Below are 21,018 nucleotides of genomic sequence, written 5' to 3'. Positions count from 1 at the left end.
CTGGTGCCCTACGTTTTTCCAAAGACGAATATTTGCCGCCTCCCGGGCCGCCCGGGCCCATCCCGTGCCGCCCGCCCCCTCGTGCAAGTCGCCCGCCCATTCGCTTGCCGCCCTCCGGGACGTCGTCGGCGGCCCCAAAGCGGCTCAACCCAACCAAGCACCCTCGCGCGAGCCTCCCATTCGGCATACCTCGCTTCGCGCTTCAGAAGGTACGACGTGTGCGCGGAGGCAGCGAAAAACGCCGTTACAATTGAATCCATGATCGCCCCCGCGCACATCGGGCCGAGCGCCACACCGCCCGCCTCCCACGTGATCGACTTCTCCTACGAAGAGTGGGCCAGGCTAGCGCAATCGACTCCCCTTCCGCTGACGCAGTCGGACATCCGCCGCCTTTCCGCCCTGGGCGACCCCATCGACCTCGATCAGGCCGACGCCATCTACCGCCCGCTGTCGGCCCTGCTGCAGATGTACACGGCCGAGGTCGGCGCGCTCCACAGAAAGACGTCGCATTTCCTCGGTCTGCGCGAGGAGCGCACGCCTTTCGTCATCGGAATCGCGGGATCGGTGGCGGTCGGGAAATCGACGACGGCGCGCCTGCTGCGCGAGCTGCTGCGGCGCTGGCCGGCAACCCCGCGCGTCGAATTGGTGACGACCGACGGATTCCTCTACCCCAATGCGGTATTGGAAGAACGCGGCCTCATGGAGCGCAAGGGATTCCCCGAGTCATACAACCGCCAGGCCCTCGTCGATTTCCTCAAAGCCGTGAAGGCAGGGCGGAGCGCCGTGCGCGCCCCCGTGTACGACCACATCATCTACGACATCGTCCCCGGCGCCTCGATCGAGGTCAACCGGCCGGACATCCTCATCATCGAGGGCCTCAACGTGCTCCAACCGGCCAAAACCGACGGAAGCGGGCGCGACCTGCAAGCCGTTTCGGATTTCTTCGACGTCTCAATCTACGTCGACGCCGAAGCCACGCACATCGAACAGTGGTATATCGAGAGGCTTTTCAAGCTCCGCGAGGTGGCCTTCAATCAGCCCGAGTCTTACTTTCAGCAATTCGCGACGATGAGCGAGGAAGAGCTGCGCGAACGCGGCGAATACATCTGGCGCACAATCAATCTGCCGAACCTCCTGGAGAACATCGCGCCGACGCGCTCGCGAGCCCACATCGTCTTGCGCAAGGGCGCGAACCATCTGATTGAAAACGTCATCATCAGAAAATTGTGACCGGCGCGGTCCGCTTCGACCGGAGCGGTTTGCTTGACCGGCGCGGCCTATTTCATTTCGGCGCTTTCCGCTTCGTCTTTTTCATCTCGGGCGTCGCTGGCTTCGTCTCGGGCGTCGCCGCTTTGGGCGTCGCTGCTTTGGACGTCACGGGCTTTCGTGCCGTCGCCTTTTGACCCGTCGTCCTGCACGTCGTCCGGCGCTCGGGCCGCATCGCCGAAGACTTCTTCGGGAGTCGAGGGCCCCGACGTCGTCCTCTCGATGACGATGTTGATGACGGCGCCCAAGGCGATTCCGCCGCTCACGCCCACGAGCATGGACAGAATGGGATGGCCGTTGAAGACATGCCCGGAGACGATGCCGATCAGCGCAGAGTAGGTAGACCAAATCGGCCCGGACAGCAGCGTCAGGGGGATGAACTTGTGGCGGGGGTATCCGGTTGCTCCGGCGATGAGATTGACCGCGACCCTGCCGATCGGGATGAAGCGGGCCGCGATGATGTAGAGGGGGCCCCGCCTCGCAAGGCCCTTCTGGGCGAAGCGAACGGCGACTTGCCCCTTCCCTTCGCGCAAAAAGCGAATGCGCTCCACGTTGTATCTGTGTCCGATGCCGAACGCGAGCTGATCGCCGAAGATCGCTCCGAGCGCTCCGGTGAGGATGAGCAGGTAAACGTTGGGTCCGTTGCTCTGAACGATGAGTGCCCCCAGCGCAATGATCAGGGTTTCCGACGGGAGAATCGGGAGGAAGCCGTCGATCACGCAAAAGACGAACAGAAAGAACAGGGTCCACAGTGAGGGCCCAAAATCCAAGACCCAGCTCTCGATGGAGTGAAACAGATCCACGTTGTCCTTTCCGCCGGTGAAATCGCTGCGATACGCTGGACAACCTTAACACCCGGCAATGAAGGGGCAAGAGAGCAATTCTCCCCAAAGAAGCGCCCCAGCCGCTGCTGACCGCCGGTAAACCGTCCCGAACGTCACGGGTTTCACATCTCGTAAGCGACTTGGCGTGAACACGGTCGATGCGCAGCCGCGCCGGCACCCCTGCTGGAAAACTGTACGCACCCTGCTGAAAAACTGTAGCTGTCTAAGTGAATTCCGGTTGACGGTCGGATCGAGCAGAGTGGGAGCTTGAAAGACTATCCTGATCTTGTCCGGCCGTTATAGGCGATTGCCGTTTCTCGAGGACACAGGGAGACTCAACATGACCAGCACCCCAAGGAAGAAGTCCCGTATTCTTGCGTTGGTGAGAACTACAATCGTGCTTGCCCTCGCTGCATGTCACATCGAAGCGACTGCGGAAATACGATCTACAGGTGAAACGAAGACAGTCATCATCTTCGAAGACAGTGACGACATGATGAGACGAATTCATAGAGATTGCACTAATCTTGTGAACTATCTCCCAAAGGGCGGAAAGTTTGTGAAGGATGCGAAGATAGAAGACATTACGCGACCAGAAGGTCATCTAAAATGTCGATCGACCTCGTATGCTCGTTTGGACAAAGAGAGTGAATTTATAGAAAATAAAGATGTTTATATATTCAATCTGTTGCCTTCGAAAGCTGGAAAACAACCAACGGGTCTACTTAAAACCACAACAGTGATTTCAATGCCAGGAAAGATTCTAAAGTCGAGCGCAGGAAGGGTAGAAGGCAATAAAGTCGTACTTGAAGGGCTCGATTTTCTTGGCACAGGTCTTTCCGTTACGTCAGAAAAGAAGAGCGGCGTTACGGGCGGTACCTTATCGCCCACTGCAAAGGCTGCCTCTTCAGAAAAGGAAACGAGCTCGGCGTCAGCTGCGGAAAGCGGCGGAGTTCCCCCTTGGGCTTGGGCGCTTATTGGAGTCGGCTCACTAGCCACGATAGCTGGCGTCACTGCTGCAGCAGTCAGACGGAGGCGCCAATTGCCTTCTGCACCTTGAACCGTTGCGGCGCTGACAATGATTCTTACTGCATGCCGCATCGACGGGACCATCGATCTGCGCGCGGATGGCAGCGTCAAAATAGTATTCGTCTTTGAGGACGAATAGGGAAATCGATGGTAATAAAATGGTTTTGAATACTGGAGAGACGGCGTTTCCGTCATATCGATGAAAAACCACTCCAAAACTCTTCATCTTCCAGTGTTTCAGGAAGAAAAACAAGGGCCGAAGCTTCCAAGAGCGACATTGATGGATACCGGAGATGGGGATAGGGTGTCATTGACGCAGCCAGCGCTGCCATGAGTGTTGCTATCGTTTTACTGGTACGGCGGAAGAAATGCCACTTTCAGAGCCACTAACAGCTTCCTGAACTGACGCGCGGGCCGGAGTCTCGTTGACTCATCCAAATCAAGCTGTCTAGGCACTTCGACAGAAGCCGCGGTGGAAACAGGCACACCGTACGCTCTGAGCAGCGCTGCAGCAGAATTCCGATTTGCTCCGCCCCTGCTTACGCTCACCTCGCGGTCACGACAAACAAAATGAAGTAACATAAAGCAGCACCAATACAGTTCGCGCACTTGGGAAACAGCAAGAAGCGCCCGCTCTTCGTGCTCGAAACCGTAGCCGTTAAGTGGATACCGCTTGGCGCTCGGATCGAGCAGAGTGGAAGCTTGAAAGACTATCCTGATCTTGTCCGGACGTTTTAGGCGATTGCCGTTTCGCGAGAGAGCACAGGGAGACTCAACATGACCACCCCTTCAAAGAAAAAGTCAAATGTTCTCTATGCTTTCTTGGCTCTATCAGCTTTCATTCTCATGGGATGCCGCACGGAGGCGACCATAGAGGTGCATGCTAACGGCAAGACCAAAGAAGTCCTCATTTTCGAAGACGACAACGGGCAGATGGCCTCAGTTGGCAGAACGTGCGAGAATCTAAAAAAAGTCCTCCCCGGAGTCATGAGGTTTGCGCAAGACGCTAAAATAGAAGACATCACCACTTCCGGAGGCCCCCTCACATGTAAGCTCACATCAGACAAGCCTTTGGAGATGCGAGATAAACTAGTTGACAACGGTGACCATTACACCTTTACGGTACCTAAATCGCCGATGGAAGCTACAGAAACATACGAAGGAATAAGGATAAAGTTAACGATTCAAATGCCCTCTAAAGTAACTAAAACAAACATAGGAAAAATTGAGGGCAATAAAGTAATTATCAATAACTTTGACTATCTCTCTACAGGCATTTCTATCACTTCCGAGAAAAAGGGAAGTGCATCGCCCTTTCCCGCGCCTACTGCCACCTCTGGTAAGAAATCGAATACTGCGACTTCGAAAGACGACAATGACGGATTCCCCGTGTGGGGATGGGGCGCCATTGGAGCAGCCGTCGCTGCAGCGAGCGCTGTTATCGCTTTACTTGCGAGGCGCAAGAAACGTCACCCACATAGTAATTAGCAACCCGAAGATCAAAGCACCGAATAACTTACTCATTGGTCTTTAAAGCCGGCAACTTAAGAGCTTCAACAGATGCCGTTTCGAGTTAAACCCACTAGTCCGTGGTGGCTCCCCGCGAAGGAGGCTATGAGTGCTGTTCTCGCTGTGACGATTGGACGCGGGAAGAAGGGGGCTAATCTTCAAGAACCCATAAACCAGAATGTGAAAGACCCTCTTTCACCCGCAACGGCAATCAGTAGGCGCACCCAGATGTTGCGTGTCTGGACGCAATTGCCTTCCTCCGCTGCCGAGCAACTAGCTTCGAATCCGAAGCGAGTCTCGGTGTCTGCCTCAGCGCTTTCTGCGCAATTCTAATGGCGGGAACGAATCAACCTAGGAGTTGATCATCGTATGCACACGATGTTTCCGGAACCCTGTAAAGCTGAAGCGAGCGCGCCGATTCCACGCAACGGTCAACTCCGACAAATAGCAATGCAGCGATTATCCTTATCTTGTCGGGCCTTTAGGCATTTGCAACTTTCCGAGAAGTACGGGGAGATCTGTCATGGCCACTTATAAAAGAAGGCAATCTCGGTTTCTTGCGTTGGCGGTAGCCGCAGTCGCGTTTGTCCTCACTGCATGCCGTATAGACGCGACTGTTGAAGTTCACACCGACGGAAGCGTGAAGACCGCTATGGTTTTTGAAGACACTGACGATACATTGACAAGCCTGAATAGGAAATGTGATAACCTCAAGAATCGCGCAGCCCTGGTAGGCAGATTCGCAGAGGCGACGATGGAGGATATCACTCCGCCCGGAGGACATCTGACGTGTAAAGCTGAATTAAACAAACCGTTATATGACGATGTTAGAGTCGAAACCGGGCGGAATACGTACTCGCTTATTTTCCCTCCATCAACGCTAGAAGTCGCGGAAGGCGACTACATAAAGCTCACAATTACGGTTATTATGCCAGGCAAAGTCATAAAAACCAATATGGGAACGATAAATGGAAACAAAGTAACTGTCAAAGGATTTAGCTATATAAAAGAAGGCATTTCAATTACATCAGAAAAGGGAGATTCCGCGACTTCCCCCAACGTATCGCCTAGTTTTTCAGCCAAGGAAACAAGCTTGGCACCATCAACACAGAAAAATGGGCTCCCCTTATGGGTTTGGTTAGTTATTGGCGTTGGCTCTGCGGTTGCGATAGTTGGCATCGCTGCAGTCGCAGCTAGCAAACGACGCCGATTCCCGAAAAGAAACGTGTAATTGTCCGTCTGCGAGCGACTCGATCCTCCTCGCTCCGATCCCAGCGACAAAGATGAAATCACTACATTTCACGGGCGGGGGTCGACGAGGAACTCTGTTTCCTCGTCGACCCCCGCCCGCGTTGCCATTCCTTTCCGAACCGGGCTCTAGTCGCTTTCTTTACGGCACCCCGCCTCGAGGAAGGTAATCCTCTTGTCGGTTTCGTAGGGAGAAACCGACTTAGGTTTGACCGGCTTTTCCCGTCTCCGCTTCCTCTCCTTGTCTTTTGCGCGGTTTGCCTCCCCGCGCCCAGTCAAGCCAGATAGAACACGCGAAGAAGACGACGAGCGACTTTCGGCGGATGATCGCTCAATGGACCGACCGGGACTGAGACGGGAGGCCCCGCTCCGCGTTGCGGAAGAGCTTGCTCTACGGCCTGCCATTGCAGTTCGGTTGGCCGCACCGGCCCCGCGAGAAGCGCTTGACCCTGTTGCCCTAGTCGAGGACTGGGCAGCTCGATCCGAGGTGCCGCCGGCGGTGGTACGAGTGCCGTAGGATCCTGCTTTTCCCGCCGAGGCCAGCGACGAAGTCGGGGTTCGAGCCGCAGTTGTTGTGCCCCGGAGGATGCCCGATCCTCGAGAAGACGAGGCTGGGCTCGACGCCCGAACCGCCGTCGTCGCCCCACGCACAATGCCGGTAGAACGGGCCGAAGAAGCCGAGACGGGTCTTGCTATACCGGTTGCCCCGCCGCGAGCCGGCATAGTGCGGGTGCCGGCTTCAGAGGACGTCGCCCGAACCGCGGTTGTCGCCCCACGCAGGATACCCGACGAACTCGGCATGGTCGCTCGCACTGTGACCCCCGACCGTGTGGGCAAGGCTGCCGAGGAGGGGGTCGCCGCCGCACGCGCGGCGCGCACAGCCTGATAGGCCTTATACCCAACCACAGCCGTTCCTCCGCCGATAGCGGCGGCCGTGGCCAAAGGACTGAACACCGCTGGCGGTGCCGTCGTTGGATTCAAGGTACGCGAACCTCCCGGCGCAAACGCACCGACTTGTCCAGGAGCATAATGCGACCCCTGCAAGGACACTCCGCTCGAGGCGCCGCCTCCGGGGTCATAACCGCCGCCGACGGAGCCCCCAGAGCTGCCAGCCACGACATTTTCCGGAGTGTGCCATTCGGTAGCCGACCGCGTCGGCCCTTGATAAGCAGCGGAGGCACCGCCGGGAGAACCGGTTTGCTCGCTACCACCCCCAATCCTGCGTCCGGCTTTAGGTGAGTCAGGATACGTACCATCATGCCCTGACGAGGGCACGGATTCAGGCTGGTCGGGAATGGAGCCGATCAACGCGTGCGCCTCAGCACCGAGAACATGCAGGACCTTCTTTGCCTGCCGATCGATCTCAGCGCGCGCAGCATCGACTTCCGTTTGAGCTTTTGCATGAATCATTGAGCCGATAGGGTCAGTCTTCCCCGCGCCGCCCAGCAGTTCAATTGCATTATCAATGCCCTTTAGCTTTGACTGGATCTCTTGGCTGCCGGTCTGAGCCTTTCTTCCGCTCTCGACGGCCTTGCCTTGGATCTCCGCGAGTTTATCGACCTTCTGGGCGCGGCTTTCGAGGGAGCTCGCAGGCCGTCCAGGCGGGCAGAAGCCGCCTGCGCGGTTTCGCCTTCCAGGCCCAAGTCGGCCGCCACGCGCCGATTGATCTCGGCGACCCGGCGCATCCGGGCAGAGACGTCCCTGAGGTCGTCGTTGGCCTGCTCGATAGGGTCGGTCTTCCAGACTTCGATGATCTTCAGGCGATCAGCATTAGGGGTTGCCATCACTTACCGCCTCCCGAGCCCGTCGCGCTTTGCGAGGATCCGGAGTTCCCAGCCCCCGATTGAGACGGCCCCAAGCCAGCGCCGGACAATCCGGTCTCAAGCGCTTGAGAAATCGTCGACTGCCCTCCCGCAGATTGGGAAGTCGACTGGCCTCCCGTGGATAGGGGAAACGAGCGAAGCCCCCGCCACAAAGCCTGCGCGATCGCCCCCATGCCTTGAGGCGGGGTGTACGTGAACTGGCGATCGAGTCTGTCGAGCGCGGCTGCGAACTCCGCACGCTCGGCGTCGTCCCGATAAGTGAAGCTGTCCAAGGAGGACCGCAAATCCTCAATCGTCGCCTTCTGCAGCTCCGAAAGCTGCTTCATTTCCTTGTCCACCGCGAACAGCGAGGTGTGCACCGGCGCCCTGAACTGCTGGAGCTCGTTGAGCCCCGACCAGCGGTCGTCGTCAGAGGGCGTGCACGCCCCGGTGTTCTGCAGATCCTGGCAGCTATTGCCCACAGCCGAGCTCAGAGAGGCCTTCGCCCCTTCGTACTCGGCGCCGGCTTGTTCCAGTTCAGCGATTTGACGTCTGAACTGATCCTTGTCCATTCTAAATATGGCCACGCGATCATCCTCCCTTGGCATTAGATATGTAAGAACTGCGTTTTACGCATATACAGTAGCAAAAACAGGATATCCCGTTCCGCCACAGTTACAGACTACCCCAAACACCCCCGTTTCGCGCGGCACACACACGGCGTTACGTGTTAGAATGACGAAGAAGTAAGTAGCTGCCTGAAGAATTTCTTTCAAACTCATCCACTCGACACTATCCTCAGCCGGCCCAAACAATCCACATGTTCGCGCCTCAACGAGGCAAACGTCCCAAACATATCAATTCGCGTACATCGCGTGTTGGCCGAGCGCAGACTCATTCGCCATAAATTGCAGGTTACGCGATTCACCATACACAATGAATCTGCACCAAAGAGGCTAAACTTACGCCCTAACTGATAAAGGGCATCATGGGAACGAGTTACATGCCCGAAGCCGGTGTGGCATCGACCGCTGGCGGCACGGATCCGACGCCAGGAATCCATGCCGATTTCGATTAGCAGCGGATGCGCCGCCCCGAGTCCCGAGACCGGCAGAAACCAATTGCCGGAGAAGCAGCGCTTGGCTCGGCCCTGCCGGAGGGGCCGAGCGCTTGGCTTGGCCCCTCCGAGCAAGCGTGAACAGGCGTGCCCTTCGGCAAATCCTCTTTAGATCGAGGCGCCGTGGAGCAGCGCCCATAAACAAGAATCCCGCGGAAAGGACTCCTTAGAGGCTGAGCCTCGACTTCACGACCTCTGCGAGGTTTGCCGCGACGGCGTCGGCCTCCTCCTGCGTTGCGGCTTCAACCATGACTCTCACGAGCGGTTCGGTGCCGGAGGGGCGGAGCAGCACCCGTCCCGTCTCGCCCAGCGCGCGCTCTGCCGAACTCACGGCCGCCGCGACTTCTTCGTCCGTTTCTGTGCGGCTCTTGTCGACGTCGGCCACATTGACGAGCGTCTGCGGGAGGCGCTGGACCACCCCCGCGAGGTCGGCAAGCGGCCGCCCGGTTCTCGTAACCTCGGCGGCCACGAGCAGCGCGGTTAGGGTGCCGTCTCCGGTGGTGGCGTGGTTGAGATTGATGACGTGGCCGGACTGCTCGCCGCCGAGCACATACCCGCCCGCGCGCATGGCCTCGAGGACGTAGCGGTCGCCGACGGCCGTTTGAACCGTTGCGATCCCCTCCTTGCGCATGGCGAGGATGAGGCCGAGGTTGGACATCACCGTCACAACGAGCGTGTCCCCCGCAAGTTCGCCGCGGTCCCTCATCGCAATGGCAAGCAAGCCCATGATCTGATCTCCGTCGACCATCGCGCCCGAGGCGTCCACGGCGAGGCAGCGGTCGGCGTCGCCGTCGAAGGCGAAACCGAAATCCGCCCTGGACGCCACGACGGCTGACTGGAGCTGTTCGGGGTGGGTAGACCCGCATTTGTCGTTGATGTTGTGTCCGTCGGGCGAGGCGTTGATGACGACGACGTCGGCGCCCGCCCTGCGCAGAGCCTCGGGGGCGACGGCGCTGGTGGCCCCGTTCGCGCAGTCGACGACGATTCGCAGGCCGGTCAATTCGACGTCGATCGACCCGACGAGGTGCTCGATGTAAACCGAGTCTGCCATTTCGACGGCGGATTCGATCCTGCCGACGCCTTCGCCGACGGGCCTGTCCCATTCGGCGCCGAGGAGGGCTTCGACCTCGTCCTCGATGGAGTCTTCGAGCTTGAACCCGCCGCGCGCAAAGAATTTGATGCCGTTGTCGGGCATAGGGTTGTGGGAGGCGGAGATCATCACGCCGAGGTCGATGTTCTGGGAGGCTGTGAGATAGGCCAGCCCGGGGGTGGGCAGCACATCGACTTGTTCGACGTCGACGCCGGCGCCGGCCAGGCCTGCCGCGACGGCCTGCGCGAGCATGGCCCCCGACAAGCGCGTGTCTCGGGCGACAACCGCCCGGGGGCGCCCCTCTCCGCCTTGTGCGAGAGCCCGAGCGGCGGCTTCGCCTAATTCGAGTGCCAGTTGTGCCGTAATCTGGCGATTGGCGAGCCCTCGCACGCCGTCAGTTCCAAAAAGTCGGGCCATGATTCCTCTCCGGTTCGAGAAAAGATCGCTGTTGTGACGATCCCAAGTATGGCACTGCTGCGCCCGCCAGCCGAACTCCTCCACAATGTGAGCCGGCGGAACGCTTCAAAACGCCCTGAATCACAAAACACATAAATACCGCTGTTCCGGGTTCGACACGGAAGTCGGCGTCGCAAAGGACGCCGTGCGCGAATTGGCGCCGGGCAGACGTCTCGCGTGCATTTGCGGAGGCCAACACCAGCCGGCGTTGAGGCAGGCACCTTGGAAATCGCTGTGTGAAGCAGGCACCCTGGAAAACATCAATGTGACGCAGACGCCCCGGAAAACGGTGGCGGCATGACAATTGTGGGCCCGTCGGTTCTTCCGACGGGCCCACAAAACGCCTGATTGCCTTTGGCGCCGACGGCCTGCGCGCCGTCAACCCTCCTTTCCGCTGCCCGGCGTCGAGAACGCCTCAGCAGCGGAAACAGATCAACGCTTAGAGAACTGCGAGGCCTTGCGCGCCTTCTTCAGGCCGGCCTTCTTGCGCTCGACGGCTCGGGCATCGCGGGTGAGGAAACCGGCCTTCTTGAGAGCGGGGCGGTTGGCCTCACGGTCGATCTCGTTGAGGGCGCGGGCAATTCCAAGGCGAAGTGCGCCGGCCTGGCCCGAAACGCCGCCTCCGTTGATTCGGGCGACGACGTCGAACCTTCCCTCGAGGTCGAGGAGGGCGAACGGCGAGCGAACGAGCTGCTGATGGAGCTTGTTCGGGAAATAATCGTCAAGCTTGCGCCCGTTGATCTTCCATTCGCCGCTTCCCGGAATGAGCCTGACGCGTGCAACGGCCTCCTTGCGGCGGCCGAGCGCCTGGCCCGGGGCTGTCAGGGATGCGCCCTGACCGATGCGGGGAGCTTCGCTCTCCGTGGTGTACGAGCCGCTGAAATCCTCGCTCAGCGCCTCGGCTTCAACTGTCGTTTCAGACATTCAATACGTCCTGTTCCTGAAAGCTCACTGAGCAATCTTCTTGAGCTCGAAGGTCTCGGGCTTCTGGCCCGCATGTGGATGCTCCGTTCCAGCATAAACCTTGAGCTTGGCAAGCTGCTTGCGTCCGAGGCGGTTCTTAGGGAGCATCCCGCGAACCGCCTTGACGACGGCGCGCTCAGGGTGCTTGGCAAGCAGCTCTGTGTAAGAGGTCGCCCTCAAACCACCCGGGTACCCGGAGTGGTGGTAGGCGAATTTCTGCTCGAGCTTCGAACCGGTCAGAGCGACCTTGTCAGCGTTGATGACGATGACGTAATCGCCTCCGTCGAAATGCGGGGCGTAGGTCGGCTTGTGCTTCCCACGGAGCAGGGTGGCAACGTGCGTTGCCAGTCGGCCTAGGACGACGTCGGCGGCATCGATGAGATACCACTTAGGCTCGACGTCGCCGGGCTTCGGTGAATACGTGCGCACGGGCGTAGCCTTCGTTTCTTATACTGGGACCGCACAGAAGCATGCGGAACCCACGGTCTTGCAAAAACTTTGTTGGACGCTGGCCGACGAGTGGGAAGGCATCGCGCGCAGCGTGCACAACAACTTAAAAGTGTACGTCCCCCCATGCTTGCCGGTCAAAGAAGCAGAGTGTGAGCTCGCACGCGTCGGCGAGACGATGGAACAGGGAGTGCAGAACCGACGGAAGCTGCTATCGTCGATGTGTGATGGAAACCAGTTTTGGCGGGCCGGAAAAGAGCCCCGGACTTCTGCTGTGGCGCACGATGCTGGTGTGGCGCCGCGAGGTAAACGCAGCATTGGCCTCCCTCAATCTCACGCATTCCCAATTCGTTCTGCTCACGTGTACGTGGTGGCTCGAAACCCACGGGGACGGCCCTGCCACCCAAGTCGCGATCTCCGACCTTTCGGGGCTCGACGTCAGGACCACGAGCCAGGGGCTCCGAAACCTCGAATTGGACGGCTTCGTCAAACGCGCCTCTGCCCCCGGAGACAAGCGGGCCCTCATCGTTGCGACCACCGAGAAGGGGCGCGAGGCCGGCCAAGCCGCAATAGCGAAGGTCGAAGAGGTCGACGAGCGCTTCTTTCTCCGCCGACGCCGCCTGCGCTCAGCGCTCCTCATGGAGGCCAAACAGCCTCGCGACGTTTTCGCGCCTGTAGGGAAACCTCGGCAGTCAGAGACTTCTGGCCAGGCCGAAGCTGCGGTGCAATCGGAGAGCCCGCGCCAAGCCTGAACATACGCGTAATCGAACATTCCGAACTGGGCAGCTGCCGCACAATCGCGCATTCCCGGCCGATCCCTCAATGTCTGCCAGCTCGGGCCGGCTCATCCCTTGACGGAGTCGTTGACCTGGAAGCCCTCGGCGGGACCGAAGCAGAATTGAGCCGATCCCCCGCCGCCCTGTCCGCTTCCGGGGGCGACGTCGAGCAGTGTGAACGTTCCGACCCCGTTGTGGGTGACCGATTGCCCCACTTCGAGGTGTTTGTTGATTCCCGACGCCCTGTCGCCCCCGATCAGGCCCAGCTGCCCTTTTCCGTTTTCTACACGAATGCCCGTTGCCACATAGCTGGGGCCGTTGGGCGCCCCTGGGTAGAAGGGGCCGCCTTCATGCAGGGTGACCATGTACTCGCTGTCTGCACACATTTTTTTCTGCCCTTTCTGGGATGTCGAGTTCGGCGATGCGCTCGCCGTCGGCGCGCCTGTCGCAGGCGTTGTTTGCTGACCGCCCGGAATCGGGCGAACCGCGGTCGGAGCCGTATCGACTGCCGTCGGGGCCGTGTCGATCGCGGTCGGGGTCTCCGACCGCTGATTGGATCGCGGCGTCGTAGATGCGGAGACGGTCGGATCCGGGGCTCCTCCCCCGCATCCGGCGAGTCCGGCGAACACAACGGCGCATGCCAGCGCTTGCATCATCCGTCTCATTTGACGCTCCCGATCGTCGTGGAGCCGTAGTACTTTTCGTAGTCTTCCCAACTCATGGTGAAGGTCCCGTCGACTTCCCTTCCGGTTTGATCGTTGTTGTGTCCATGCGGATTGGCCAGCGTCACGCCGTTTTGGTCGGCATCGACAACCATATAAGCATGCGCGCCATAGAGTACGACATTCGTTTTCTCGCCGTTGGGAAGAGTTACGCCGACTTCAGCCTTGCCGTCGTCGGGGAAGTTCTCACGGGGCGCGCTTGCAGTCTCCGCAGTCACCGGATTGGAGCTGTTCGCGGCATTGATGATCTCCCTTCTTTCATTCGAAGAGTATCCCCCTTGCCCACTTACGTCCGAGGCCGGATTGTTCGTCAAATCCTGAGTGGCTTCATTTGGCCACCCGCCCGATATGCCGTTGTCCTTTCCCGAGTCGAGGGCGCCTCCGGGATGCTGTTGTCCGTATGCCGATTCGAGAATAGAGGCGTAGTTCGGCTTGCCGTCCGGCCCCGTCACGCCGTTGGCATAGACGTCGTCGACGAAGACCGTTCGAGACGCCTTGGCATCGGGATGAAGGGGATCGTCGTAAACCGTCACCATGAAACCGTCGGGCTTCCCGTCGGGGCCGTAGTGCACCTTGATCGAATCCTGAATGGTCTGACGCCCCTCGGGGCTCTTGGTCAGCGCCATGATGGCCGCAAGATAGTAGCAGTCTCCGATGCCGTGCTGCTGAATGTCCTCGTAGCTCATGTTCCCGGAGGCGATTTGGGCGTTGATCGCCTCTATCTGCTCGGGCGAAAGGCCCGACCTTCTCCCGATGCCATTCCCATCGGGAACGCCGGCCTCTATGTGAAGGGCTTCACGCAAACGGGCTGCGCATTCCGTGGCGGCGCCTTTCGCTTGTTCGACATACGAATCGAAAGAAGCCTTGTTTCTATCCGCTTCCATCTGAAAGAACGGGTAGCTGACCAACTTCGTAACCGGATCCAGACCTTCGTACTCGGCGTCGAGCGCATCATTGCTCGCCTTGAGGTCCGCCACGGACTTCTTGTAGCCGTCGAGAGCCCATCCGTAGACCGACAGGGCATCGGCGGCTTCATTTGCTCCGTTGCTGAGCGTAGAGAGATCGTCTGACTCGGTCTGAACGCCCCGTTCGAAACTGTCACGCGACTCCCCTGCCCACTGGGGTGCAAGCGATCCCGCGTTCAGGCAGGATACCCGAATTTCGGCCACTCTTTCCGCGTATTCCTTCCAGCTCCGCGAAAGGGAAAATACGGCCGCAGGATCACCCTGCAGCTTGCCGACGGCATTGCTGAAGGTTCCCATAAGATCAATCCTCCCGATCCGCGCTGCCGTATACGTCTGCCGCATTCCTCTCGAATGCTTGTCTGGATGCGTCGTCGGAGGCCTCAAAACCCGCCGTCGTTTCATGCACAGCCTCGGAAGCCCGTTCGATCCAATCCGCGACTTCCACGGCGCGCTTCTTTGCGTCGCCGCGAACCCGCACTGAAGCCTCCACTAGGCCGAAGCTCCCGAGAGAGCCAACGGAGCCCCCTATCGGACCGTCGAGTTCGGTAAGCTGCACCGAGAGATCTTCCAAACGCGCTCCCAAACCCTTCATCTCACCGGGGTCGAGCGACGAAGTATATGGCATGGCCTCTCCTTTCTCACGTTTTCAAACAAATCGAGTCGCCTATTTGAAAAGCTTGGACAATCGCTTATTAAGCTAAAGTATTTCTTAGTTTATCGCGAGCCATGGAGAGAGTCGATAGCTCAATTGGACACAGGTACCCGCCGATTGCCGCCGCGCACCCACTCGCGCACCGCGGTGGCGCTCACCGCGAGCACCACGAAAACCGACACTCCCGTGAGTATGACGTCGGCTAGCTTCGAGAAATCGAGGAGCAGAAGATGGGAGAAGGCCGTGATGGAAGATATAGTCATGAGACCGACCCAAGCCCACCTCTGCCTGGCCGCGGTCAAAAGCCACAGCGCGAATTCAACCGCCGGCATGACCAGTTTCGAAGCGGTGACCTGAGGGTCCACCGCTACCTGGATGCCGGCAAAAATGAATCCCCACAGCGCAAGCGCCCCTGTGAAAAGAAGCGGCAGCGGCGGAATGTGGTGGCGGGCGACGCTTTTGTCCGGGCGGGGCATTTGCGGGGCGGGACCGCGTTCGGACGCGCCGCGCACGTCGAGAACCGGAAGGTCGCCGTCGGTGTTGATCGCGTCGCCGCCGCCGTTTCGAGAGTGGTAGGCCGCGGAGAACTTGTCGATGACGGCGACGTCGATCTTCGGGTCGGCGTACCTCAGGGTGTCGATGATGAAATCGCGCTCGGCGTCGGTGTCGGCGTCGACCTTGTGCGTAATCTGCCCGGTGAAAAGCGAAAAGCCGACCGACCTGTCATAGGTTCCAGCCGCGAGGAAGTCCACGCGCTGCCCGCCGGGAAGATGCCATCCCTCGGGAGTCGGCCAGAATCTGACATGGTGGCGCCTCGATGCGTTGCCGTCGACCTCCTTCTGGTAGGCGAAGGCCTGCTTGCGTCCAAAAAGGTAGAGGTTCGACACGGGCGCGGATGGGTACGGCCTCTTGAACAAGGAGGAGACGACGATTCCCCATGACGAGCGCACGGTGACTTCGTCGGCGAGCACCCACCCGGCAGCCTGCATGCCGGCGTGGATGTCGTCGGCCGTTCCGTCGACCGCCAGGTTGACGGGGTCGCCCAGCACGCCGTCGCCCGTTCGGGTGCGTCCGATGAAATAGTCGGGAACGTACAAGAGGGTGAGGATCTGATGGATGCGCGGAACGGCCAGATAGGCGCTAGTCGCCCAGAAGGCGACGAGGTTGAGGACCCACAGGGAATCGCCTGGCTTGGCGTGCACGGCCATTTCGGTTGCCAGCCATCCGACGAAAACCAGCGCGATGACTACGTACAAAGCCGCCACTGCGTCCCATATCGGGGTGCGTTTGCGGCCGCTGACCTTGCGCGGCCTCGTCCTGTATTCGGGCGGCTCTGCCGGAATCGGATAGCGGGCGTCGGCGACGTCGGCTCGCCCCGACTCCGTCGCCCCTGCCTTGTCCCCGCTCAACTCAGTCCCTTCCCCGAGGCGGCGTCTCCAGCGCCGCCGGCGTCTCCTTCGGGTTCGCGGTCTTCGACCGTCTCTCGCAAAGCCCGGGTCAGCCGAGCCCTGGCTGCGAGCTGCGAATCCTCGGGATATTCAACCGACTCCAAAGTGAGCGGATGCGGCGGGGCGACGGCGACTTCCCCGTTGCGCGAGCGCTCTTCCAGGCGTCGGGCGGGCCATTCTTCGTCGCGCCGGCCGGCGCCCACCTTGAGCAGCGACCCCACGAGCGTGCGAACCATCGAGTGGCAGAAGGCGTCGGCCCGCGCGGTCACCTCGACGAGGCCGCCCTTGCGTTCGACCTTCAACTCGAGGAGCTCGCGGATCGTCGTCGCCCCTTCCCGGGGCTTGCAATAGGAAATGAAATCGTGTTCCCCCATCAGCTTGCGCGCAGCGGCGCCCATCGCCTCGACGTCGAGCGGCTCGCGAAGCCACAGAACGTCGCGGCGCCGCAGCGGATCGAAACGGGCGGGGTCGTCGCACACCCGGTAAGAATAGGTCCGGGAAAGCGCGGAAAACCTTGCGTCGAAGCCTGCGGGCGCGAAATCCACGCCGGTCACCGCGACGTCCGAGCTTCCCTTCGACCCCGGCGACTCTCGCGCCAGCAGCGCGGAAAGCCTGCGCATGATCGCCTGGCACGGGTCGCCTGCGCGCCGCGCCGCGCGTGCCAGCTCGTTTTCACTCACGTCGACGTGGGCGACCTGACCGCGCGCGTGGACGCCGGCGTCGGTCCGCCCGGCGACGGTCAGTGCGTGCGAGCCGCCGGTTATGAGGTTGAGGGCTTCCGTCACCGTCCCTTCGACGGTTCGCAGACCCGGCTGGACCGCCCAACCATGAAAGTCAGTGCCGTCGTAGGACATGCGAAGGCGGAGCCGATGCGCTACCGTCGAATCCATGACGCCAGTGTCCCACACCTCGCATTCACATGCGCTGCCCGAGCCTTCCCGCGAGTCGAATCCGCTGACTCTGGCCGTGGACTGCGGAGGCGGCGGGATCAAGACCTCCCTCCTTGACCTCAACGGCTTCCAGGCGGCCCCTCCTCAGCGCACGGCAGTGCGGTATCCTTTCTCGCCCGAGGATCTGCTCGGAATCATAGAAAGCCATGCGTCGCAGGTTGAGCGATTCGAACGGATCACCCTCGGCATGCCGGGTATGATCCGGCGCGGCGTCGTCGTCTACACTCCGCACTACATTCGCAAGGCAGGCCCCCACACGAAGCTCGACCCCGAACTTGAGACGGCGTGGAACGGCCTGGACATGGAGTCGGCCCTGCACGCGCGTTTCGCCGTTCCTGCGCTCGTCCTCAACGACGCCGAGGTCGCCGCTGCCGGCGTCGTTTCGGGCGAAGGGGCGGAGCTCGTCATGACCCTCGGCACGGGGCTCGGCTGCGCTTTCGTCGACGGCGGACGCCTCGCCCCCCACCTGGAGATTTCCCACGCACAGATGCGGTGGGGATTGACGTACGACGACGTCGTCGGCGAGGCCGAACGGATACGGCTCGGGGATTCGGCGTGGTCGCGCCGGGTGCTGCGGGCGATCGACACGCTGTGGCCGGTTTTCCGGTGGGACCGCCTCTACATCGGGGGCGGCAATTCGCCGCGGATCTCCGCCGCCGCGCGCTCGCGCCTGGGCGAGAACGTGCTGTTCATCCCGAACGCCGCCGGCATGAACGGGGGCGTGCGGGCATGGGCCCTGGCCAAACCGCACACGTAGGCCGCTCTACGGCCGGCAACCGAATCAGGCTAGCAGCAGCCCGTCGTCACGCCGTCCTCGGCGGCTTCGCTGCGCGCCCGCCAGAACTCGCGGGCAGGTATCGGCTCGCAGTCGGGGTGCTCGCGCCGATGCCGTGCGACGTACTTTTCGTACGCCGACTCCCCCGTCAAATCGCGCCAGAATGAGCGGAAAGCTGCGAGCCCGCGGCGAAGCCCCGCAAACGGGCGGCGCACGCCCTTTGCCGTCTCACCCATTTTTAACTTCCTCATTTCCGTCCCTGCTTCGGTCCTCGTTTTCTTCCTTTTTCATGCCGGGAATGAGGTTCGGATCGCCGACGATCGCGTACTCCTTGACCAGTTTCTTGTCGAGCGGCGTGGCGATCATCGCCGTCGGGGCGAAGAAATTCGACTCGACGTAGGGATCCTCCGACGTCGTCGTGTCGCCCGTTCGAATCGTCTTGGCCACGCGCAACGCAGCGCAGACCACGACGAAGGCGACGGCGGCGAGGAAGACGATCGAAAGGGTCCCTTGAATGAAGGTGTTGCGGATGACAGCTTTTGTCTCCGAGATCTTCCCCGGATCCGCCAGCCCCGGGAGGGCCTTGCGCGCATCGCGCCATTGCTGCCAGTAGCCGACCTTTGGATCGGTGGAGAATATCTTCTCCCACGACGCCGTGAAGGTCACGGCTGTGTCGAAGGCGAAGGGTATGAGCGGTATCCACACGTACTTCGTGTACCCTTTTCGCACAACCATCACGGTCACCAGCAGCAAGGCCACAGCGGCTATCAATTGATTGGCGATGCCGAAGAGCGGGAACAGGGTCTGGATTCCGCCTCGCGGGTCCGTCACGCCCATGAGCAGCAAGGAGCCCCAGGCCGCGACGACGGCGGCCGTGGCGCCCCACGCTCCCGCCCGCCACGACGGGTCTTTGAACTTTGGGAACAGATTTCCGAGGGCGTCGGACACCTGGAATCGGGCGACTCGGGTGACGGCGTCGACGGCGGAAAGGATGAACAGAGCCTCGAACATGATGGCGAAGTGGTACCAGAAGCCCATCATTCCCGATCCCCCGCCGATCTGGTGGAGAATATGGGCCATGCCGACCGAAAGCGTGGGCGCCCCGCCGGTTCGGGAGACGATTGACGGCTCGCCGACGTCTTTGGCGACCTGCTTGAGGGCTTCGGCTCCGGTGTACGTCTTTTCGTTTCCTTTGTCGTCGGTCGACTCCCACCGCGGAACGACCTTGTTGCCGTGGACGTCGGTCACCCCGAGGTTGCGCACGGCCTTCGATGTGATTTCCTCCCGGTCCTTCGTCGTTTGGGTGATGTTAGTTCCGGCGAGTTTGTCGACGGTTGCCTCCGAGGTGTTCATCCCGAAATAGATGCCCTGGTTGAGGGAGGCGGCGGCGGCCAGCGCCATGATGGCGACGAAGGATTCCATAAGCATTCCTCCGTAGCCGATCATCCGGGTTTGGGATTCCTTTTGAACCATTTTTGGAGTGGTTCCCGAGGACACCATGGCGTGCATTCCCGACAGGGCGCCGCAGGCGATGGTGATGAAAAGGAACGGGAAGAGGGTCCCGGCGAACACCGGGCCGTCGGTGTTTCCTGCGAATTCGGTGACCGCGGGCATTTCGACGAGGGGCCGGACCACGACGATGCCCGCCGCCAGAATGACGATCGTTCCGACCTTCATGAACGTCGAGAGGTAGTCGCGGGGCGTCAGAAGCAGCCACACCGGAAGGATGGCGGCGAAAAAGCCGTAGATGATCATCGCCCACACCAGCGTGGTCGGCGAGAGATGAAGGTATTCCCTTCCGAAATCCGTGTTCGCGACCCATCTTCCGGCGAAGATCGCGACGACGAGGAGGGCGCAGCCCGCGATCGAGACCTGCGTGATCTTTCCCGGCTGGATGTAGCGGAGCCACAGCCCCATTCCAAGGGCGATCGGAATCGTGCAGCCGACGGAAAAGACGCCCCACGGGGATTCGGCGAGGGCGTTGACGCAAACCATCGCAAGGACGGCGAGGACGATCATGAGCATGACGAGGACGACGACCATGGCCACCGTTCCGCCGACTCGTCCGATTTCGTCGCGCGCCATTTGGCCGAGGGAGCGCCCGCCTCGCCGCATGGAGAAAAAGAGCACGAGCATGTCCTGGATCGCCCCGGCGATGCACACGCCGAAGATAATCCACAGCGTTCCCGGGAGGTATCCCATCTGGGCGGCCAGGACCGGGCCGACGAGCGGGCCGGCGCCGGCGATGGCGGCGAAATGGTGGCCGTAGAGCACCACTCTGTGGGTGGGGTCGAAATCCTTGCCGTTGTTGACTCGTTCCGCGGGGGTTGCGTTGGAGTCGTCGGGCCGCATGACCTTGCGCTGGACGTAGAGCGCGTAGAAGCGGTAGGCGATGGCGTATGTGCACACCGCGGTTATGACGAACCATATTGTGTTGACCTCTTCGCCGCGCACGAGGGCGAGCATCGTCCACCCAAGCGTGCCCATCGTGGTGATCGAGATCCACAGCGCGATTTTCGGGAGCGTCCACGAGTTGTCGGGTTTGACGCCCACAGGAACGCCGTCTTTGTTTCGAATGACGAGTTTCTCTTCTTCGGCCGTGTAGGCCGGCAGGTCTGCGGTGACCGTGTTGTCCATGAGGAAATCCCTTCTCATTCCACGCCGAACTTGAGGGACGTCGCCGGCGTCGCGGTGGCGTCATTGCAAGCCTAGCTGCCTCCACCGCCATAGCCAAGCATTCTTCGAATTTTGCTCGGGGCTGCCGTGGAACTCTGTTCGGGATAGCGGGGAAACTTCGTCCGAAGTCGCTGTGAAGCTTCGCCTAGCATCACGAAGAAACGACCGTCGAAAGTCGCTGTGAAGCCTCTCCTGACATCACGAAGAAACGACCGTCCGAAATCGCTGTGAAACTTCGCCTGAGGTCATCGTGAAAAACGGAGCGGGGCGCATGTGCGCCCCGCTCCGGATTGAGGATTTCGC

Annotated in this window: 20 protein-coding genes; 7 read left to right on the top strand and 13 right to left on the bottom strand. The window is 60.6% G+C overall.

Features of this window, described 5'->3' with window-relative positions; genetic code table 11:
* Positions 1–258: 258 nt before the first annotated feature.
* On the top strand, positions 259–1,230 hold the full coding sequence (gene coaA / locus A4H34_RS05445; protein ID WP_064231314.1) for a type I pantothenate kinase: 972 nt from the start codon (positions 259–261) through the stop codon (positions 1,228–1,230).
* A gap of 47 nt (positions 1,231–1,277) precedes the next feature.
* On the opposite strand, the gene A4H34_RS05440 is transcribed toward coaA, so the two are convergent.
* Positions 1,278–2,069: a DedA family protein gene (locus A4H34_RS05440; RefSeq protein ID WP_064231313.1), complete on the bottom strand. Its 792-nt coding sequence runs from the start codon at positions 2,067–2,069 to the stop codon at positions 1,278–1,280.
* A 361-nt stretch (positions 2,070–2,430) separates the two neighbouring features.
* On the opposite strand from A4H34_RS05440, the gene A4H34_RS10985 reads away from it, so the two are divergent.
* From A4H34_RS10985 to A4H34_RS10970, 4 genes are all read left to right on the top strand, one after another.
* The gene (locus A4H34_RS10985) at positions 2,431–3,150 is read left to right on the top strand and encodes a hypothetical protein (protein ID WP_156510270.1); all 720 of its coding nucleotides are present in this window, start codon (positions 2,431–2,433) and stop codon (positions 3,148–3,150) included.
* A gap of 746 nt (positions 3,151–3,896) precedes the next feature.
* Positions 3,897–4,607 (top strand): hypothetical protein, encoded by a 711-nt coding sequence (locus A4H34_RS10980; protein ID WP_156510269.1) that lies wholly within the window; start codon positions 3,897–3,899, stop codon positions 4,605–4,607.
* A 544-nt stretch (positions 4,608–5,151) separates the two neighbouring features.
* Positions 5,152–5,859, top strand: a complete 708-nt coding sequence (locus tag A4H34_RS10975) for a hypothetical protein (RefSeq protein ID WP_156510268.1) — start codon at positions 5,152–5,154, stop codon at positions 5,857–5,859.
* 747 nt (positions 5,860–6,606) lie between these two features.
* Positions 6,607–6,762 carry a hypothetical protein gene (locus A4H34_RS10970; RefSeq protein ID WP_156510267.1) on the top strand — a complete coding sequence of 52 codons (156 nt, stop codon included), beginning with the start codon at positions 6,607–6,609 and terminating at the stop codon, positions 6,760–6,762.
* Between the two features lie 586 nt (positions 6,763–7,348).
* Here A4H34_RS10970 and A4H34_RS05430 read toward each other — a convergent pair.
* The 5 genes from A4H34_RS05430 to rplM all read right to left on the bottom strand — a co-directional run bounded on the left by A4H34_RS05430 (position 7,349) and on the right by rplM (position 11,733).
* On the bottom strand, positions 7,349–7,660 hold the full coding sequence (locus A4H34_RS05430; protein WP_064231311.1) for a hypothetical protein: 312 nt from the start codon (positions 7,658–7,660) through the stop codon (positions 7,349–7,351).
* A complete protein-coding gene (locus A4H34_RS05425) occupies positions 7,660–8,265 on the bottom strand; it encodes a hypothetical protein (protein WP_064231310.1) in 606 nt (201 codons plus the stop codon). The genes A4H34_RS05430 and A4H34_RS05425 overlap by 1 nt, the downstream gene beginning before the upstream one ends.
* Positions 8,266–8,961: 696 nt before the next feature.
* The gene (glmM, locus tag A4H34_RS05420; protein ID WP_064231309.1) at positions 8,962–10,302 is read right to left on the bottom strand and encodes a phosphoglucosamine mutase; all 1,341 of its coding nucleotides are present in this window, start codon (positions 10,300–10,302) and stop codon (positions 8,962–8,964) included.
* A gap of 471 nt (positions 10,303–10,773) precedes the next feature.
* Positions 10,774–11,265 (bottom strand): 30S ribosomal protein S9, encoded by a 492-nt coding sequence (gene rpsI / locus A4H34_RS05415; RefSeq protein WP_064231308.1) that lies wholly within the window; start codon positions 11,263–11,265, stop codon positions 10,774–10,776.
* Between the two features lie 24 nt (positions 11,266–11,289).
* Positions 11,290–11,733 carry a 50S ribosomal protein L13 gene (rplM, locus tag A4H34_RS05410; protein WP_009199199.1) on the bottom strand — a complete coding sequence of 148 codons (444 nt, stop codon included), beginning with the start codon at positions 11,731–11,733 and terminating at the stop codon, positions 11,290–11,292.
* Positions 11,734–11,978: 245 nt separating this feature from the next.
* Here rplM and A4H34_RS05405 point away from each other — a divergent pair, with 245 nt between their 5' ends.
* The gene (locus A4H34_RS05405) at positions 11,979–12,503 is read left to right on the top strand and encodes a MarR family winged helix-turn-helix transcriptional regulator (RefSeq protein ID WP_009199200.1); all 525 of its coding nucleotides are present in this window, start codon (positions 11,979–11,981) and stop codon (positions 12,501–12,503) included.
* 92 nt (positions 12,504–12,595) lie between these two features.
* Here the strand turns inward: A4H34_RS05405 and A4H34_RS11245 are convergent, their stop codons facing one another.
* The 5 genes from A4H34_RS11245 to truA all read right to left on the bottom strand — a co-directional run bounded on the left by A4H34_RS11245 (position 12,596) and on the right by truA (position 17,204).
* Positions 12,596–13,183 (bottom strand): hypothetical protein, encoded by a 588-nt coding sequence (locus tag A4H34_RS11245; RefSeq protein ID WP_064231307.1) that lies wholly within the window; start codon positions 13,181–13,183, stop codon positions 12,596–12,598.
* Positions 13,184–13,188: 5 nt separating this feature from the next.
* Positions 13,189–14,511, bottom strand: a complete 1,323-nt coding sequence (locus A4H34_RS05395; RefSeq protein WP_009199202.1) for a C2 family cysteine protease — start codon at positions 14,509–14,511, stop codon at positions 13,189–13,191.
* Positions 14,512–14,515: 4 nt separating this feature from the next.
* Positions 14,516–14,839, bottom strand: a complete 324-nt coding sequence (locus A4H34_RS11240) for a hypothetical protein (protein ID WP_064231306.1) — start codon at positions 14,837–14,839, stop codon at positions 14,516–14,518.
* A gap of 119 nt (positions 14,840–14,958) precedes the next feature.
* Positions 14,959–16,275, bottom strand: a complete 1,317-nt coding sequence (locus A4H34_RS05385) for an LssY C-terminal domain-containing protein (RefSeq protein ID WP_064231305.1) — start codon at positions 16,273–16,275, stop codon at positions 14,959–14,961.
* Entirely contained in the window at positions 16,272–17,204 is a 933-nt protein-coding gene (gene truA, locus A4H34_RS05380) for a tRNA pseudouridine(38-40) synthase TruA (RefSeq protein ID WP_064231304.1), read from the bottom strand. Before truA ends, A4H34_RS05385 begins: the two co-directional genes overlap by 4 nt.
* Between truA and A4H34_RS05375 the strand changes: the two genes are divergently transcribed.
* A complete protein-coding gene (locus A4H34_RS05375; protein WP_197480425.1) occupies positions 17,203–18,021 on the top strand; it encodes an ROK family protein in 819 nt (272 codons plus the stop codon). The two genes, truA and A4H34_RS05375, sit on opposite strands and share 2 nt — an antisense overlap.
* Before the next feature lie 29 nt (positions 18,022–18,050).
* Here the strand turns inward: A4H34_RS05375 and A4H34_RS05370 are convergent, their stop codons facing one another.
* Positions 18,051–18,275 carry a YbdD/YjiX family protein gene (locus A4H34_RS05370; protein ID WP_064231303.1) on the bottom strand — a complete coding sequence of 75 codons (225 nt, stop codon included), beginning with the start codon at positions 18,273–18,275 and terminating at the stop codon, positions 18,051–18,053.
* On the bottom strand, positions 18,268–20,676 hold the full coding sequence (locus tag A4H34_RS05365; RefSeq protein ID WP_064231302.1) for a carbon starvation CstA family protein: 2,409 nt from the start codon (positions 20,674–20,676) through the stop codon (positions 18,268–18,270). Before A4H34_RS05365 ends, A4H34_RS05370 begins: the two co-directional genes overlap by 8 nt.
* Between the last annotated feature and the right edge of the window lie 342 nt (positions 20,677–21,018).

This window comes from Peptidiphaga gingivicola, from assembly GCF_001652275.1.
Taxonomy (GTDB): Bacteria; Actinomycetota; Actinomycetes; order Actinomycetales; family Actinomycetaceae; genus Peptidiphaga; species Peptidiphaga gingivicola.
The sequence above is the reverse complement of the archived record's forward strand: the minus strand, read 5'-3'. Positions and strand labels throughout refer to the sequence as shown.